General features: G+C 67.0%; 23 protein-coding genes, 1 other RNA gene and 1 pseudogene. 2 read left to right on the top strand and 23 right to left on the bottom strand.

The window, feature by feature from the left end:
* The first annotated feature begins 75 nt into the window (after nucleotides 1-75).
* The gene (locus ACZ7L5_RS01215) at nucleotides 76-2,256 is read left to right on the top strand and encodes a hypothetical protein (protein WP_471513352.1); all 2,181 of its coding nucleotides are present in this window, start codon (nucleotides 76-78) and stop codon (nucleotides 2,254-2,256) included.
* Nucleotides 2,257-2,326: 70 nt separating this feature from the next.
* Here ACZ7L5_RS01215 and ACZ7L5_RS01210 read toward each other — a convergent pair.
* From ACZ7L5_RS01210 to ACZ7L5_RS01155, 12 genes and pseudogenes are all read right to left on the bottom strand, one after another.
* Nucleotides 2,327-3,160, bottom strand: a pseudogene (locus tag ACZ7L5_RS01210) (LLM class F420-dependent oxidoreductase); the annotation flags it as partial.
* A gap of 652 nt (nucleotides 3,161-3,812) precedes the next feature.
* Nucleotides 3,813-4,163 carry a DUF7848 domain-containing protein gene (locus ACZ7L5_RS01205; protein ID WP_471514463.1) on the bottom strand — a complete coding sequence of 117 codons (351 nt, stop codon included), beginning with the start codon at nucleotides 4,161-4,163 and terminating at the stop codon, nucleotides 3,813-3,815.
* Nucleotides 4,164-4,546: 383 nt separating this feature from the next.
* Complete coding sequence (locus ACZ7L5_RS01200) at nucleotides 4,547-5,398, bottom strand: helix-turn-helix domain-containing protein (protein WP_471513350.1); 852 nt, start codon at nucleotides 5,396-5,398, stop codon at nucleotides 4,547-4,549.
* Nucleotides 5,399-5,411: 13 nt separating this feature from the next.
* Complete coding sequence (locus tag ACZ7L5_RS01195; RefSeq protein WP_471513348.1) at nucleotides 5,412-5,936, bottom strand: DUF6879 family protein; 525 nt, start codon at nucleotides 5,934-5,936, stop codon at nucleotides 5,412-5,414.
* Entirely contained in the window at nucleotides 5,908-6,150 is a 243-nt protein-coding gene (locus ACZ7L5_RS01190) for a hypothetical protein (protein WP_471513347.1), read from the bottom strand. Before ACZ7L5_RS01190 ends, ACZ7L5_RS01195 begins: the two co-directional genes overlap by 29 nt.
* Before the next feature lie 422 nt (nucleotides 6,151-6,572).
* A complete protein-coding gene (locus tag ACZ7L5_RS01185; protein WP_471513346.1) occupies nucleotides 6,573-6,809 on the bottom strand; it encodes a hypothetical protein in 237 nt (78 codons plus the stop codon).
* Nucleotides 6,810-6,885: 76 nt separating this feature from the next.
* Nucleotides 6,886-7,530 carry a DUF2637 domain-containing protein gene (locus ACZ7L5_RS01180; protein ID WP_471513344.1) on the bottom strand — a complete coding sequence of 215 codons (645 nt, stop codon included), beginning with the start codon at nucleotides 7,528-7,530 and terminating at the stop codon, nucleotides 6,886-6,888.
* Between the two features lie 90 nt (nucleotides 7,531-7,620).
* The gene (locus tag ACZ7L5_RS01175) at nucleotides 7,621-7,908 is read right to left on the bottom strand and encodes a hypothetical protein (protein WP_471513342.1); all 288 of its coding nucleotides are present in this window, start codon (nucleotides 7,906-7,908) and stop codon (nucleotides 7,621-7,623) included.
* Between the two features lie 145 nt (nucleotides 7,909-8,053).
* Nucleotides 8,054-8,470 (bottom strand): hypothetical protein, encoded by a 417-nt coding sequence (locus tag ACZ7L5_RS01170; protein WP_471513340.1) that lies wholly within the window; start codon nucleotides 8,468-8,470, stop codon nucleotides 8,054-8,056.
* An 89-nt stretch (nucleotides 8,471-8,559) separates the two neighbouring features.
* Nucleotides 8,560-8,733, bottom strand: coding sequence for a hypothetical protein (locus ACZ7L5_RS01165; protein WP_471513339.1), 174 nt, complete (start codon nucleotides 8,731-8,733; stop codon nucleotides 8,560-8,562).
* Entirely contained in the window at nucleotides 8,730-8,942 is a 213-nt protein-coding gene (locus tag ACZ7L5_RS01160) for a hypothetical protein (protein WP_471513338.1), read from the bottom strand. The genes ACZ7L5_RS01165 and ACZ7L5_RS01160 overlap by 4 nt, the downstream gene beginning before the upstream one ends.
* Nucleotides 8,943-9,012: 70 nt before the next feature.
* Entirely contained in the window at nucleotides 9,013-9,693 is a 681-nt protein-coding gene (locus ACZ7L5_RS01155; protein WP_471513336.1) for a hypothetical protein, read from the bottom strand.
* 496 nt (nucleotides 9,694-10,189) lie between these two features.
* On the opposite strand from ACZ7L5_RS01155, the gene ACZ7L5_RS01150 reads away from it, so the two are divergent.
* A complete protein-coding gene (locus tag ACZ7L5_RS01150) occupies nucleotides 10,190-10,393 on the top strand; it encodes a hypothetical protein (RefSeq protein WP_471513334.1) in 204 nt (67 codons plus the stop codon).
* 11 nt (nucleotides 10,394-10,404) lie between these two features.
* On the opposite strand, the gene ACZ7L5_RS01145 is transcribed toward ACZ7L5_RS01150, so the two are convergent.
* From ACZ7L5_RS01145 to ACZ7L5_RS01095, 11 genes are all read right to left on the bottom strand, one after another.
* Nucleotides 10,405-11,250 carry a hypothetical protein gene (locus tag ACZ7L5_RS01145; protein WP_471513333.1) on the bottom strand — a complete coding sequence of 282 codons (846 nt, stop codon included), beginning with the start codon at nucleotides 11,248-11,250 and terminating at the stop codon, nucleotides 10,405-10,407.
* 114 nt (nucleotides 11,251-11,364) lie between these two features.
* Complete coding sequence (locus ACZ7L5_RS01140) at nucleotides 11,365-11,670, bottom strand: hypothetical protein (RefSeq protein WP_471513331.1); 306 nt, start codon at nucleotides 11,668-11,670, stop codon at nucleotides 11,365-11,367.
* Between the two features lie 9 nt (nucleotides 11,671-11,679).
* Nucleotides 11,680-11,743: hammerhead ribozyme type II (locus tag ACZ7L5_RS01135), an RNA gene on the bottom strand.
* A complete protein-coding gene (locus tag ACZ7L5_RS01130) occupies nucleotides 11,742-11,924 on the bottom strand; it encodes a hypothetical protein (RefSeq protein ID WP_471513329.1) in 183 nt (60 codons plus the stop codon). The genes ACZ7L5_RS01135 and ACZ7L5_RS01130 overlap by 2 nt, the downstream gene beginning before the upstream one ends.
* Before the next feature lie 129 nt (nucleotides 11,925-12,053).
* Nucleotides 12,054-12,524, bottom strand: a complete 471-nt coding sequence (locus tag ACZ7L5_RS01125; protein WP_471513327.1) for a hypothetical protein — start codon at nucleotides 12,522-12,524, stop codon at nucleotides 12,054-12,056.
* Between the two features lie 44 nt (nucleotides 12,525-12,568).
* Complete coding sequence (locus ACZ7L5_RS01120; RefSeq protein WP_471513325.1) at nucleotides 12,569-13,159, bottom strand: hypothetical protein; 591 nt, start codon at nucleotides 13,157-13,159, stop codon at nucleotides 12,569-12,571.
* 58 nt (nucleotides 13,160-13,217) lie between these two features.
* A complete protein-coding gene (locus ACZ7L5_RS01115; RefSeq protein WP_471513323.1) occupies nucleotides 13,218-13,364 on the bottom strand; it encodes a hypothetical protein in 147 nt (48 codons plus the stop codon).
* A gap of 34 nt (nucleotides 13,365-13,398) precedes the next feature.
* Nucleotides 13,399-14,163, bottom strand: a complete 765-nt coding sequence (locus tag ACZ7L5_RS01110) for a sigma factor (RefSeq protein WP_471513321.1) — start codon at nucleotides 14,161-14,163, stop codon at nucleotides 13,399-13,401.
* A 188-nt stretch (nucleotides 14,164-14,351) separates the two neighbouring features.
* Entirely contained in the window at nucleotides 14,352-14,573 is a 222-nt protein-coding gene (locus ACZ7L5_RS01105; protein WP_471513319.1) for a hypothetical protein, read from the bottom strand.
* Nucleotides 14,570-15,022 (bottom strand): DUF7169 domain-containing protein, encoded by a 453-nt coding sequence (locus tag ACZ7L5_RS01100; RefSeq protein WP_471513317.1) that lies wholly within the window; start codon nucleotides 15,020-15,022, stop codon nucleotides 14,570-14,572. Before ACZ7L5_RS01100 ends, ACZ7L5_RS01105 begins: the two co-directional genes overlap by 4 nt.
* A 92-nt stretch (nucleotides 15,023-15,114) precedes the next feature.
* A complete protein-coding gene (locus ACZ7L5_RS01095; RefSeq protein ID WP_471513315.1) occupies nucleotides 15,115-15,549 on the bottom strand; it encodes an HNH endonuclease in 435 nt (144 codons plus the stop codon).
* Nucleotides 15,550-15,572: the final 23 nt, after the last annotated feature.

Here is a 15,572-nt window from a genome sequence, read left to right as displayed (position 1 = left end):
CGCCGCAACCACCCGGGGTTTTCGTCCCGTCGCCCCGCGACCCCGATTGTCAGTGCCCTATGTCAGGATCCGGCCATGGATCTCGCAGATGCTCTCGTCGGGCTCGACGACCGGCCCTGGGCCACCTTGCAGCATGCGTACGGCAGCGCGGAGGACGTACCTGCCGTGCTGCGTGCGCTGACGGCCGGCGACTCGGAGGTGGCCGGACAGGCACTGCACGAGCTCTACGGCAACATCTGGCACCAGGGGACGGTGTATGAGGCCACGGTGGAGGTGGTGCCGTTCCTGGCGCGGCTGGCAGCGGGCGGGTGTCGGAGCGCCGACGTGCTGGTACTGCTGGGTTCCATAGCCGAGAGCGAGGACGAGCACGAGGTGGCCCGCGGCGCATGCCGTGCCGCGGTGGCCGCCCAACTTCCATTGCTCCTCCCGTTGTTGGACGACGGGGATGCACAGGTGCGCCAGGCCACGGCCTGGATGGCCGGACACACGGAGGCGCGGGACGAGACCTGGCCGGCGCTGGAGCGGCGCTGGGCCGTGGAAGGGGAGCCGGTCGTCCGGGCGGAACTGCTGGCCGCGATGACCAGGTTGGATCCGGGAGCGAGCGCGGACACGGCCACGGCGGCACTGGAGCCGACGGGCCCGGCACAACTGCGCCTCGCCGCCGTGCTGGCCTGCCTGGACGCGGGCCTGCCATGGACGGCGACCTGCCACGACACGCTCCTGTCCATACTCCCCGCCGACGACCTGGTCGCCGAACGGTTCGACGAGAACCAGCGCGAGCCGTTGCAGACCGTGGTCGACACGCTGCTGCGCCGGGACACGGACGAGGAGCGCGAGGCCGCGTTCGGTCTCCTGGCCGCCGCATTGGCGCTTCCGGAGCCGGAGATCCGCGCGGAAGCGGTGTGGGCCGCCGACCACGCCTGCATGATCTCGCGTGCCGCCCCGGGACGCCTGCTCCCCCGCCTGCTCCCGCTCCTCGACGATCCGTCGTCCGCGCCGCGTGTCCTGAGCCTGCTGGGCAAGATCACGGGCGTGCCGTCGATCACAGCGCACGATGCTCACGCCGCTCTCACCGACGCCCTCGCCCGCCTCGCCGTCCACGGCGACGACACGGCGGACAGCGCCCTGGCGGCACTCGTGCCCCTGGCTCCCGAACGGGCCGCGCGTCTGCTCGCGGCCGACCTGCCGCGGCGCCCACGAGCACTGGCTGTCACGGCCGGTGCGCGCGGCTTCGGTGCGACGGGCGAGGCGACGCTGCCCTTCGAGCCCGCGCTCCTCGACGCGGTCCGCCGACGTCTCGCCGACCCGAAGGTGAGCGGCAACGAACCGATCCATCTCGCCCTCCTGCTGACCTCCTGGGGCACGCAGGCCTCGCCCGCGGTCCCGGAACTGCTCAACGCCCTACCCCGCATTCCGCTCGCCGGACCGGGGGCACTGGCAGCCGCGTGCCCCACCGAGGGCCGGATCCGCAAACGCATCGAGGACGAGTTGCGCAAGGCAGCCCGCAAGGGCCCCGAGGAGGGCCGCCCGGCCGCCGCGCACGCGCTGCACGAGTTGACCGGCGACGCGTCCGCGCTCCACACCGCCATCCGCTCCGGCCTCGCCGGCAAGGCCTACGACGTCCTCGACGCCGCCAGACGCTGCGCCCAACTCGGCACGAGGGCAGCCGATTTGCTGCCGGACATACGCGCAGCGCTGAGCGACCCCGCCCAGCCCCGGACCACGCCGCAGCTGGACGCCGACGTGGAACTGGCCGAGGCGCTCTGGAAGATCACCGGTGACGCCACCGAACCAGTACGGATCCTCGACGCGGTGCTCGCGGAGTCCGACGGGCCCTGGTTCACCTGGACGGGAGTCCGCGCCGCGCGCCTGGCGGCCCGGCTCGGCCCCGCCGCGGCGCCCTTGCGCCCACCACTCGAGCGCATGCTCGCGACGCCCCTGCACGCACCGGCCTGCGTGCTGGCCCTGCTGACGACCGGCATCGAGGAAGAGCTGCGCAGGACGCTGCCCGATCCGGTCCTGACCGCGGCGGAACACAACGCCGACCCGGACACGGCACTCGACGCACTCCTGTCCCTGGGCCTCCCCACCCTCACGGACGCGCACCTGAACCGCCTGGCAGCCCTGGCCGACGGGGACCGCCGGGTCGTGAACTTCGGGTTGGAGGACGGGATCATCCACGCCGACGAACGACTGCGCACGAGGGCCCGGGCCACCATGTCGGCCCTGGAGGAACGGGCGACACCGGAGGTGTGAGGCGCGGAATCACGACGGCCCCCGGAAGTCATGCTCTCGGGGGCCGCGAAGGGGTCAGGCAGGTCAGGCGCTACGACAGCTGGGACTGAACCTGGGAGGAGATGAGCTCCAGGTGGTCCAGGTCGTCCAGGTCGAGGACCTGGAGGTAGATCCGCCGGGAGCCGATCTCCTGGTACCGGCCGATCTTGTCGACGACCTCGTGCGGAGACCCGGCGAGGCCGTTGACCTTGAGCTCGTCGACCTCCCGCCCGATCGCGGCGGCACGACGGGCGACCTCCTTCTCGTCCTTGCCCACGCACACCACGAGGGCGTTTGAGTAGACGAGGTCGTCGCCCTTGCGCCCGGCGTCCTCGGCGGCGGCACGCACTCGCCCGAACTGCCGCTCACTGTCCTCGACCGAGGCGAACGGCATGTTGAACTCGTCGGCGTACTTGCCGGCCAGCCGCGGAGTACGGGTGGCGCCGTGCCCGCCGATCAGAACCGGAATCCTGTCCTGGGCGGACTTGGGCAGGGCGGGCGACTCGGTCAAGTCGTAGAAGCTGCCGTGGAAGTCGAAGGTCTCGCCGGCCTTGGTCGCCCACAGCCCCGTGACGATGGCGAGCTGCTCCTCCAGCCGCGCGAACTTCTCCTTCGGGAACGGGATCCCGTACGCCTTGTGCTCCTCCTCGAACCAGCCCGCACCCAGCCCGAGTTCCACGCGGCCGCCGGACATCTGGTCGACCTGGGCGACCTGGATGGCAAGCACGCCGGGCAGCCGGAAGGTGCCGGCGGTCATCAGGGTGCCGAGGCGAATGCGCTTGGTCTCACGTGCGAGACCGGCAAGTGTGATCCAGGCGTCGGTGGGCCCGGGCAGGCCGTCCCCGGAGCCCATCTTCAGATAGTGGTCGGACCGGAAGATCCGGTCTAGTTGCTACTTTAGTCTATCATATGACCTGACCTGCGAAAACACCACGAAGCCCCGTCCGCCTCCACGGGGGAGGAAGCGAACGGGGCTCGTGAACCGCACCCTAACAAGCACTACCCAAGGGCGCGGGGCCTTACGGTTTCTGACTGGCGTTTCGTTCGGCTGGCCGCTCGTGCTCGTCGTGAGGCAGCGGGCACATGTCCACGGCACCCATCGGGATCATTTCCTGAGTCGGGTGGGCGAGGCAGTACCTACGGCCACCGACCTGGTTGACGACCCAGTCTTCTCGATCAAGATCCTTCTGAGTCGGGATGCGGTTGCGGCCGATGGGAGCCATGAGCACCTTCTCCTAGTCGTTGGGCGGAGGAGTGGGCGGGTCGTCGTCGGGCTTCGGCTGGGGAGGCCACGTCCAGACGACTCCGAGCATGCTGCGCATAGCTGTCCCCCTTCGGGAAAGCTGCTGAGTTTGGTCAACGTCGGTCGTTCGCTTGCGACCGGGAGGTCTCCCCCTCCGCCCGCACCCTCCGAAGGCATGGAGGGAGGCTGAGCCGGGCGGAGAGGGATTCGGAGCGGGCAGGAGTCGCGAAGTGCCGACCTCACAGACTCCTGCCGCCCCACCGCGAGCCGGCGCACGGGGCGCCAGTCCGCGGGTCTATGGGGTGGGCGCGGACCAGAAGTAGACCCCGTGCGGAGCGCCTCTTAGGGTCAGTGGCCCGCTGTGCTCGTCGTCCTCGTGCGGCTCCGCGTTGCACGTCACCACGACAGCGGACCAGTCGAGACCCACTACACGCCGCTCGACGTCAACGAACTCAGCCGGGAGTTTGGTCGTCGCGCCGCAGGCGTCAGGTTCAACACCCGGGACAGGGCCGTCGTCCGACACGCGGAAGTTCTTCTGACTGACGGTCCGGAACTTGTCGTGCCCCGGGTTGGCTTTCAGGTGCCACCACGCCCATACGTCGGGTGCCAAAGGGTCGTCAGTGCGTTGGATCTCCACGCACTTCACGCACTCGGTCCACTCTCGCGGGCGAACGCGGTCAAGATCGAGGAGCGAGTTAATCAGCGGAAACGGTTGCGGAGTCACCGTCGAGCCTTCTTCCACTCGTGCGGATGACGCCGGATCTCGACTGCTAGGTCCGAGGCATGCGACGGGTCATAGGCCGGGCTGTTGGGATCCGTAGCCTGTTTCCACTGTCGGAGACACGCTCCGCACACATCGCACCCGGGGGCCGGATTCGGCTCGACGGACGTCGGACACGGAAGCTCCACCGGTTTCTCTTGCGTCGTCTGTGCCGCCATTCCTCCACCTCCGCCACGGGCTTCAATGCCTCGAAACTAGGCGTGCGGCGGGGGCGCATTCCACAGAGTTCTACGAAGTTCTATGCGACTTCAGTCGAGCGAGTCAATCGCCGCGGAAATGAGTGACCGGGCCGGCGCCCCATAGACCGCAAGAGCCGTCATCTCTTCGAATGCGTGGGTGTATTGAGCGATCTCTCCGGGCGTGTTGACGGTCACTGCTGCCGTCAGCAGCTCCACGTGAACGCGCTCCTCGTCGAACACGGTGAACGTCTCCAGCGTCCACATGTCCCGTTGCCGCCCCGCGGGCACGACGCCAACGGACACGGCTGGCAACGCCATGACGGAGAGGAGGTAACCCAGTTGCCCCGCCATCGTGGCGGAGTCGCCGACGACGTGGCGGAGGACGGACTCCTCCAGGAGGATCGCGAACCGGTGGTCACCTTCGCGGATGATGTGGGAGCGCTCGACGCGTGCAGAGGCGGCGTCGGCTACGTCGTCCGGTGCCCCGTGGACGCGCGCGATGCTCCCCAGGAGGGCGAAGGCGTACTCATACGTCTGGAGGAACCCCGGGATCACGGTGGAGCTGTAGACGCGGAACTGTCGCGTTCGCTCGTACAGCGGGATGCGGGACTCCTGGAGCCGTCGGAGTCCGGTGCGTTGGACACGGCGCCACTCCAGGTACATGGAATCGGCCGTGCGGTTCGCGGCGAGGAGATCCGGGATCCGGTCCGTGGCGTCGCACGCCAGGCACCATGCGCGAATGTCCTCGTCGGACGGGGGCGTCGTGGCGCTCTGGAGGCGGGAGACCTTCGAGGGCTGCCACCCCGCGCGCGACGCAACCTCCCTACCCGACAAGCCGGCGTCACGTCGGATCTCGCGGAGTTGCTCCGCGATGGCGCGGCGGGCGGCGTCAAGTGCCGTGGACGGGTAGGGAGACTGCATCAGTGGGCGTCGCTCAGATCCGGTAGTCCTCGTGCGGGATGGCGCGGTCCCAGACTGCCTCGAACGCCTCCGCGTGACGCTTTACGACGTCTTCGGCGTCCTCCATGAAATCTTCGACAAACCGGCCGTCACCAGCGAACAGGCTGAACCGGATCAGTCGGTCGTCGAAGATCCACAGATCGTTGCCCGGGAGCAGGAGGTCCGACGCGAGACGGCGCGGGAGCCACCGGACGTCTTCGCCGGCCGCGAGGTTCTGCGGCGTACACGAGTGCTCGTAGCGGATGTAGTCGCTCACGGGCTCCGATACGACGCGAGCACGACGCATGACGACTCCGCGGCGCACAGCGTCCGCCACAGTGTCGTGGAAGCCGTTCCACCATGACGAGCGGTCGGCGAGGTCGTACCGGTGCCCCGCGCGCCAGGCGGCGAAGTCCTCGTCTTCCTCGACGACGCCGTAGACGTCCCGCGTCTCCAGGTGGACGGCGGAACGCGAGCACCCTGCAAGCAGCTCAGCGAACGGCGGAACGCTCTGCGGCATCGAGGGCCTCCCTGATCTGCTGCGCCATGCGTACGGGCAGCCGGACGACTGCCTCACTGTCGGGGATAGGTCCCGTCACAAGGCATTCTGCCTGGAGAGCCTCGTCCGCCTTCCATCCCTGGAACACGAGCTCTTGCTTCTCCTCGTTCAACCACACCGTCGGGCAGTGGTCGCCGTTGGTCTCGGGGTCCTTGCCGAATGATCGTAGAGCCATGGTGTCCTCCGTCGTCACGCGGATTGCGCAATGTTCTACGACCATGAGCCCGACGACACCGGGCGTCAAGAGTGCATAGAACTCCGTGCGCGGCATGGCCGGATCTAGTCGTGGATGAGTCCGACTCCGGACGCACGAAAGCCCCCGCCGGGACGTCCGACGGGGGCTGTGTCAAGCGTCGGCCGTCGGTGGTGACGGCTTCCGCCCGTCCGGTTCCTCCGCAGCCTTCAGGGCATCAGCGACCTTGCTCCGCTGAATGTCGAGGTACACGTGAACGGTCGCGTTCTCGGCTACCGCCCCTTCCAGGTGCCGAAGGATGAGACGGAGGCGCGCAGGATCCGGGGGCAACTCGTTCACACGCTTGATTATGTCATTTCGGACACAACGAAGCCCCCGCCAGTGTGTTCGACGGGGGCTCGGTGTCACTCGCTTGTCTGTGCTGCTCGGTACTCCGCCAGGGCCGACCGTCCCCCGTCGGTGATCGTCATCATGGCGTGTGTCTCGCCGCTGACGGGGTCGGGACCCCCATACGTGGTCACGTACCCGGCGTCGACGAGGTACCTCAGCAGTACCGCGGAACGTCGGGTGACGGCCGTGACCGGGGCGTCACCCGTCAGCTCCAGCAGGGACAGGGTTTGGTATCCGTCGGGACTCAGCATTACTCTCCCTGATCTTCCCGCGCGTTCGTGTAAAGGCTCGTAAGGTCCTGCACAATCTCTTTCGAAGCTTCTCTCCTCACACGCCCACGGGGCGCTTGCTGTAGACCTTACGGACCTCGTCCAGGTCGACGCGCGGGCCTTCGTTCGTCTTGTACTTCGTCAGCCGCGCGCGGGGGCCGTTCGCTGCTCCGCGGATAGTTGTGTCCTCGACGCCGGCTTCAGTCGCAGCCTCCGCGTACGTCACGAGGTTGGGCCGTGGAGCGGCGCTCACGGGCTCCGGGGCCTCTTCCTCCTCCGGCTCCCCCGCAGGCTCCTGACGGGCCGTCTGTGGCTCCGAGAGTGCCACCTCCGCGCGCGGCTTGCGCGAATGGACGAGGAGCGAGCCACCGAAGAATGCGAGCACGGGCCAGGCAGCAACGAGGACACGGAGCGCCGTCGGGGGGTGCTCCAGGTCGATGACGCCGGCCGTCGCGATGTTGGCGCTCATGGACGCTGCAAGCGACAGCCAAAACCACAGGCGCGGAGCCGCGACGGACTCGCCCTCCTCTGCCTCTCTGACACGCTTCCAGGCCATGACCAGCAGGACGTCGACAGACACGGGGTAGGCCCACGCCTTCCAACCGGTCTGTCCCGCAGCCTCCGCGATGTCGTGGATGTGGGCGAAGGAGAGTGCAGCCGCGATGACGGCTTGGAGCAGCAACGGGTCACGCAGTCTGGACATGGCTCCTCGTAAGTGTGCGTGGGGTGTGAGTGGTTGATAAGCCGGAGCCCCCGCCACCGCAATTGGCAGGGGCTCCGAGGGTGCCTAGCGTTAGCACTTCGGCATGAAGAAGCCGATGTCGCGGGGGTCGGAGTGGTACGCCTTCATCGCGTCCACGGCGAAGAAGAGAGCGCCGTAGCGACGGCCCCCGTCGGACTCGTAGTCGTCGTACTCCCCCAGCTCCTTCGTGAGGTCGATCATCACGCGGTGAAGAAACGGGTGGTCGCCGTAAACGATCTCCTCGTGGTGGCCGATGGCGAAGAAGTGGTCGACGATGATCCGGCACATGCGGTAGGCGCGGAAGCTGAGGGGGAAGTGGCGGGCGTCGGCGGCGTTCATGTCGGGCTCCTTCGTGAGTGCCTCTCTATGTGCCGTAAGCATGACACACATATGTCGGCCGACACAACATCTGAGAGTGAGCTCCGTGAGTCGACTTACGGAGGAGCCCCCGCCACCGCAATTGGCAGGGGCTCCGCGGGTAGTACTAGGCGCGCTTGCCGCACACCGTGCAAGTGGCCGAACCGAGTCGTCGGGCGACGCCGCTCACCGTCACGGGGTCGGCCTCCTCCTGCTGCTCGACGACGGTGTCCGTGCAATCGTCGTCGGCGCAGACCGGGTAGGCGTGCTCCACGCCATCCTGGCCGGTCACGAGGATGACGTCCGTGAAGGTCGGGGACTCCTCGTCGAGGACAACGACGGTGGTACCCGCCGGGAAGTCCACGGGCAGCCACGTGGCGCCGTCGTCCAGGCTGTACGTCGCCACCACGATGCCGCCCAGGGCGTCGGCGAAGACGGTCTCGATGGCCGCGAACGGCTTCCCGTCGTCTCCGCACAGGACGTCGTGCTTCTTCAGGTCGGTCGCGGGGATGGACTTGACGACGGGGGTGAGCGTGAGCGTCATGATGTCTCCTTCGTGAGTTACTTGCGTGACTCGACTATGGCACACCCATGTCGTCCGACACAACCCCGTCGCGAGCTCCGTTAGTCGACTTACGGAGCTCGCAGGATCGCGACGAGCTTCCCCTCAGGCAGCGTCACCACGTCCCCTCCCCGGACCCTCGTCCGCTCCCACCCGCCGGCGTCCGCCTGACGCAGAAGCCGGCGTCTGGTGAGCTCGTTGACGACACCGGACGCTCCGCACTGGAGCGTGATGCGGTACGTCATGCCGTCGCCACGGTGCGCGTGACGGTGAGCGGACGGTCGGCGGGAATGACGGCGTTTCCCCCGCCCACGAAGCTGATGTGCACGTGTCCGCGCAGCGCGGTCGGCCAGGTGCTACAGGCGGCCGTGCGCTCGTGACCGTGGAGGACGAAGACGTCGCCTCCGCGGATCTGACGGGCGGTGATGTGCTGCTGGGTGGTGAACGTAGTCATGACCCCTCCATGCGTGACTAGCGCTATTGGAGGAGCCCCCGCGACCGCAATTCGCAGGGGCTCCAAGGGACTAGAACAGGGCGAGCGACTCCGCGGCCTCCTCGGTCGCGTAGTGGCCCGGCTCGACCTCGACGAGGTACTCCGGAACGGCCTCCATGAAGCGGACGGGCGGGTGCGGCTTGCACATCGAAGCGACGTCGTAAGTGCCGTGGGAGTGCAGCGTTCCGCGCTCCACGCGTCGAACGATGTTGCGCGCCCGCTTCGCGGCCTCCTCCTCGATCCAGCGACGGCCGATCCGCTTCACGGCCTCCTCCGCCGTACGTGCGGCCTCCTTGAAAGCGGGGAGGTTGGCGCGGCGCATCTCTACGAGGGCCGCCTTCACGGCCTTCGTGTGCGCGGTCTCCAGCTGCTTGACGGTGCGGACCTTCCCGCCAATCTCCGTGCGGATGACGCGCTCGACGCCGGCGGCACGGACGAGGGTCTCGCGGTGCTCAACGGTGGGGGCGATGGTCTCGACAGCCGGCTCCTCAGCGGTGGCCGCATAGTCCCACTCGACATCCTTCCGGCTGTACGTGATCTTACTGCCGGACTCCGGGTTACCCGGGGCGTCGACATAGACGTGCACCGTGTCGTAGAGGGTGTTGTAGCCGACTAGCGTGCCCGTCCAATCGGTGTGCTCAGCAAGGTGCCCACGGGCGAACCGGACCACACGGCGCGCCTTGATGTCTTCGGCGGTGGGGATCGTCTGCATGATGGCCCCTCCGTGAGTTCCTTGCGTGAAGCGACTATGACACACACATGTCGGCCGACACAACACCTCTGAGTGGGCTCCGTGAGTCGACTTACGGAGGACGGCCCTGCCTTATACAGCGTCGGCTCCCCCAACCGCAGGGAGTTGGCGCAATCCCCCGCGCCGTGCTGAACTCCTCTACGACAAGGAAGGCGTCGCCGCCAAGGCGCCGTCACGAGTAAGAGACGTATCCCGTTCCTGTGCTAGTGAGACCTCAGGGACGTGCGGGGCTTCTGAACGCCCCATGAGAGCCGGCCCGGTGGCCGTGTCGGCTCGCCCGCAACGAGCAGTACCGAGCAGTACCGAGCGTCGAACACACATTCGGCCTCAACGACATCCGCTTCGGCGGAGCGCGGTTCAGCGGGCACCGCGTCGGCAGGAAACTGTCTTTCGTTGAGGTTGTAGCGCCGCCAAAGGGTGGTGCCCTCTCGAAGGCAGCAGCTTTGAGAGGAGAGTTGTGTCCGCCGACAGCCTGGCCCCGTGGGTGTTCGCCGCCATCGTGGTGCTCTTCGTAATCCTCGTCGTCGTCGCCGGCGCTGTGCTCGTCGCGTGCTACGCCCTACGCGGCACATCGGAGGCCGCTCGCCCCGCAATCATCCGCGCCACTGGAGGCATGTTCAAAGTCCTCCTCGACGCTCTGTTCAGGTGGCAACGCAAGTGACTAGCGGAAAGTCATACTCGACGCAGCAGCGAGAACCCCGTCCCGCTCCCCTCGCACGACTGGAGGACGAGCGCAGGCGAACCGGAGAACGCCGGGATCGCTCCGCCCTGGCGCGGGATCGTCAGGTGTCCGTACACCTTGTACGTCCCCGCCATCGGACCGGAGATGACGCGCACCGTGCGGCCGACGGCGACGCGCGAAAGCCACTGATAACCCATGTAGTTGTGGCCGGCGAGGATCCGCCCGGCGTACAGGGTCAGGGAGCCCGCGTCGATGCACTGCTGTGCGTAGCCCGTGCAGTCGCGGTAGAAGCTGATCCGAATGTCCGCCGGAGGCTTCGGTATTGGGCGCTTCGTCGTCGGCGTCGTCGAGGGCTTCGCCACAGTCGGGGAGGGCGACGGCGCCAGTGTCTCGCGCTCCCCGCTCCGGTCCGTCCGCCTCGTCTCCCGGGGCTCCGGGCGGTACGGCGATGGGGAGTTCGGAGAGGGCGTCACGACGGGAGCAGAGGTGACGTCGCGCAGGAGTGGACGGGACGGCGCATGCGCGTCGGGGGCGACGACGAGGCCGACGGTTGCAACGGCGACGACGGTTGCTCCGAGGATGGTCGCGCGGGCGGCTTCGGTGAGACCGGTGTGGGCGAGTTGCTCGGGTCGGGAGCTGAACTCCTGCCCGTAGCGGATCGCGTCCAGCACGGCCAGGGCGCGGATGTAGGCCTTCGCGTCCTCCCCGTTGAGGTAGGAGACGCTCAGCGTCTCCTTCTCCGGGGTGTAGCGGTACCGCTCGAACTCCACCGTCCCGTAGTCGTCGCCCATATGGTGTGTCCGGACGCGGATGCCGTCGGTGAGCTTGTAGATCACGAGTGCTCCTTAGTCAGGGAAGTCGGTGGGAAGTGCCCCGCCGCGGATTCGAACCGCGCGCCCGGAGGTACTGGGGGTACCTCGTGGTCGGGCTTGCCTATGCGGGGCGGGCATTCAAGCGGCTTGACGCCAGCCGCCCATACCGGAACTACGGAACTCGTGGGGCGCGTCAACGTCCGCCGGCTGGTGCCGCTCGATAAGGTCGCAGACCCATTCCGGTGTCGGATGCACAGGAGGCCACAGCTCCGCTTCATCTCGGTACTCGACAACGAGGTCCACGCGGTCGATGTCCGGCCGCCGACCGTAGGTGATCCGCAGGCCGACAGGCTTTCGCGTGCGGCCTACAAGGTTGGTAATCGGCGGGGCTTCCGTGAGGTCTATTCGGACCTCATGCCTTATCTCTCGGACGACGGCTTCCATCTCTCCTCCTGCGGCCTGCCTCATCAGGGCGGGAGGCCATCTCCCGCGCGACGCCCCGGAGGGCGTTTCGGCTAGTTGGACAGCGCTGCGCGCTTCGCGCTTTCGACGAACAGCTCCGTCTCGCGGAGAACCGTGTCGTGATTCGCCGCCCGCATACCCTCCGGGAGCTCAATAAGCCCCTTACGGAATCGCCACACGTGGCTGATGCCTTCGCGGTCGACCATGGACTCCAGTGCTTCGCGAATGCTGTTCATCTCATCCCCTCCCCTGGGGCGCCCCGGTGCGGAGCGCCCCGTGTGTGCCTTGCGTTGCCCCGACTATGGCACGGTTATGTCGTCCGACACAATCCCTATCGGCCAACCTCCGTAAGTTGACTTACGGAGCTACGCCCGGTCGGCGAGCTCGCGCGCCAGGGCGACGATGTCCGCGGCTGTCGGAGAGTTGGAGGCGAGGAGCCGCTTCGCCTCGTCGACGTGGGTGGCGAAAGACGACGAGGCGTCAGCCTGCTTCACCTTGCGGACCTCCATGACCCACCCGACGCCCTCGACGAGGTAGGGAATGGAGTCGTCGTCGATGACCTTCAGGACGCCGCGCCTACCGACACAGTCCGCGTTGTAGTCGCGGTCCTTCGTCACCTCGACGAGGTCACCGACCGTCAAGTCCGTGTCGTTGTCGGTCCGCTCCCCCACGAGCCGCAGGATGCCGCGCGCGAACTCCGCGGCCGTCTCGGGGGTGGCATAGATGTGGTTCTCGACGACGGATCGCATCTCGATCCGGACGTCGCCGTCGCTGTCGACAAACGCCTTCACGTAGTCGTCCTCGTCGATGCGGCAGTTCAGGGTGACTGTGGTCATGTTCTCTCCTCGTGTGTGGTTGATGGTCCGTGGGTCGCTTCGCGCTACTCGCCGTCGGCGAGGAACTCCGCGAGGCGGATGATGTCGTCGGCGCCGGCGAGGCGTCCAAGGAGCTCGCGCGCCTCCTCGACGTACTTCGCGCGGGAGCTGCGGGCGGGAGCGGGCTCGTCGGCCGGCGTCGACTCCAGGAGCTCGCGCTCCCAGTCGGCCAGGGGCTCCGGCTCGTCGACGAGCTCGACACTCTCGCGGCTCAGGTGCCAGTAGTCGTCGCACCCTTCGCCGTCCACCTTGATCGGGCCGTTGAAGTCACTGGCAGCATCGTCGGTCACTGCACGAACCGTGTAGGTCTCACCGACGTACACCCCAGCGCCCTGCGCGCGGTCCTCCAGGATGCGAATGGTGTCGCCGACCTCGATCTCCCGCTTCGGCGCCTCCTCCTTCGCCTCTCCCCCGTCGATCTCGTCGGCCAGGGCGAGGATGCCGCGGGCGAAGGTGCGGGCGGCGTCGCAGGTCAGGGCAACATCCGACTCGATGGTGTCGTTACTGAAGCCGTCGATGTGGACGCTGTCACCGCAGACGCGCGCCACCATGCGGTCTTTGCGCGCCCAACGGCACTGCGCGGTGTACTCAGTCATGTCTCTCCTCGTGTGTCTCGGGTTCGCGTAGCTCCGTAAGTCGACTCACGGAGGTCCGTCAGAGCTGCTCGATCGAGAAACCTTCGAGCGACGTTGAGTCGGAACGGGCCTCCACCGCGTACCTGATGTCGTCGTCCCAAAGAGCGGCCTCGTCGAGGTTCACGCCCTGGACGTCGTAGTCGTCGAGAGAGGGAAGTCGGTTCATGGTCGGTGCTCCAGTTCAGTTGAGAGCGAATGACTTACGCAGAGAGCTCGTGTGCATCGGCAACGCGTCGAGCCGAAGTAAGGCCGTTGCTGCGGAGCTTGCGGAGGGCGGCAGCCTTGATGCCCATGTCGGCGCAAGTCTCCGCGTCGTCCTGGCGGGTCATGCCGACGCCGTAGAAGGCACGGAGCGCGAGGGACTGGCGCTGCGGGATCTTCGCCATGAGCCATCGGGTGAGCTCGCGACGTTCCGCGGTGTCGCTCACCTCCGCGGAGGGGTCGGCAATGACGTCGGTCAGAGTGAGGCCGTCGCCGTCGTCCCCCGCGACCGGAGCGTCCAGCCGCTCAGTGGTCATCAGCGCGTCGAGCATGGCGAGGAAGAGCTCCCGAGACATGCGCTTCGTCGGCTGGTCGGCGTCACGGAAGGTCGCCCATGCCGCCTCGACGTCGCCGCCGTTCTCAGCGAGCGCGCGTCGTACACGGAGTGCCTGCGTCGGGTCGATGGTGAGAGCCGCGTGGTTCATGACGTCCGCCTCCGCGATGGCACGGCGGGCGGCACGGTAGACATAGGTGGAGAGTTGGGCCGACGAGGACGACGAGTCGTAGTCGCGGATGTGCTGGATCAAGACCGCGCGTGCCTCCTGAAGGTAGTCCTCCGCGTCCTCCGTGGTCGCGCCGGGTGCCACGCTCCGGATGACGCCCTTCAGCATGGAGTCAAAAGCACTCACGATCTGCCACATGGCGTCAGAGTCGCCAGCCTGCGCAGCTTTGATCTGCTCGTCCGTAACTTCGATGCGGCTCATGCCGTTCTCCTCCGTGAGTGGCTTACAGATGAGTTCTGGGGGAATCTGGATGCGATGTGACGCGAGATTGTTTGTGACCTGGACCACACCGCTACAGGTGGGTGCGGATACACGAAAGCCCCCGTCCCTCGTAGGAACGGGGGCCACAGATCCGTGTGCGGTTAGCTCCGTAAGTCGACTTACGGAGGTCAGTTGGACAGGCGGGTGACCGTCAGGCCGAAGAGCTCGCCAATCTTCACGTCAGCCACGGCGAGCGGGCAGGTTTCCCAACCGTCGAGGCAGTACAGATCAGTCACGTCCGCCCAAGGAACGTCCCCACCGGACACGGTGTGAGCGCCCAACAACCCCGCCATCTCGTCGAGTTGCCCGCGCTGTGCGCCAGTGCCTTGCGGCCCCGTTATGATGATCACTGATGAGCCCCCCGGGGACCGTCGTCCGCGTCCTCCCCCTCCCATCTGGAAAGGGCGCGGTCCATGGATGCGGTGACGCCGACGACGATCGCGATCGCTCGCGGAAGCCATATAGCGCCGTTCTTCAGTTCTTCTTGAAGAGAACAACGACGTGGGTCCAATGCCGTTGCTTCGGTCGGGCGGGATGGTCCGTGCGTCGCCTGCCGGCCTCCGTCCGCATCCACTCCAGGCCGTCGGCGGCCTGGCATGGTTACTGCGTCGTCGTATACAGCCGCCATCTGTCGGAGCTCGATCAGTCCGCGTTCCAGAGCGGCGACAAACTCGATCAGACGTTGTCCGTCTGCGACGTGATCAGGACTGTAAGTCACTGAACCTCCACGGGCAATTGCCAGATGACCGGAAGAGAGCGCGTTCACTGGCGTGTTTGAGGGGGATTGTCCGACCTTCATAACCGGTCACGCGGTATGGCCTGTGTCGGCCGCCCAATCTCACCTGGGGTTATGTCGGTCGACACAGGTTTCACCGTTGTGCTTCGGTGTTATCAACTCGTTACCTTGTGAAGGCCGTGTGAACGGGCCGCGAGGTGGCTCGTGAACCGCTCCGTAGCGGAGGCGCCGCTCCCGGTAAAGCCTTGACCAGTGGTGTTCGCTAGCCACACGTCGATGTCCAGGTCTGATTTCTCACGGTTGCAAGTGCGGCACGCGGGGGCCAAGTTGGACCATTCGTGAAGCCCACCGCGCGCAAGTGGGAGAACGTGGTCCACTTCCGCTACAACCATTTGCCCAAAGTCCGAGTCACAGTAGGCACAGGACCAGACATCCAGCTCCTCCCACAGTCGCAGAACGTCACGACGCGACGGGCCGTCGGGGGAAGTTGGGGGGCGCAAGGTGGGTGTGGTGCGGAGTGGACGAGTCACGGCACGGTCGGCGACGGGGCGGTTTTGCGCCACGAGCCGAACAACTCCGCTCGCCCGCATGGGGGTTGGTGTGAGTCGGGCGG

This window comes from Streptomyces sp. NPDC107528 (assembly GCF_055639295.1).
This window is presented reverse-complemented; position numbering and strand designations above follow the sequence as displayed.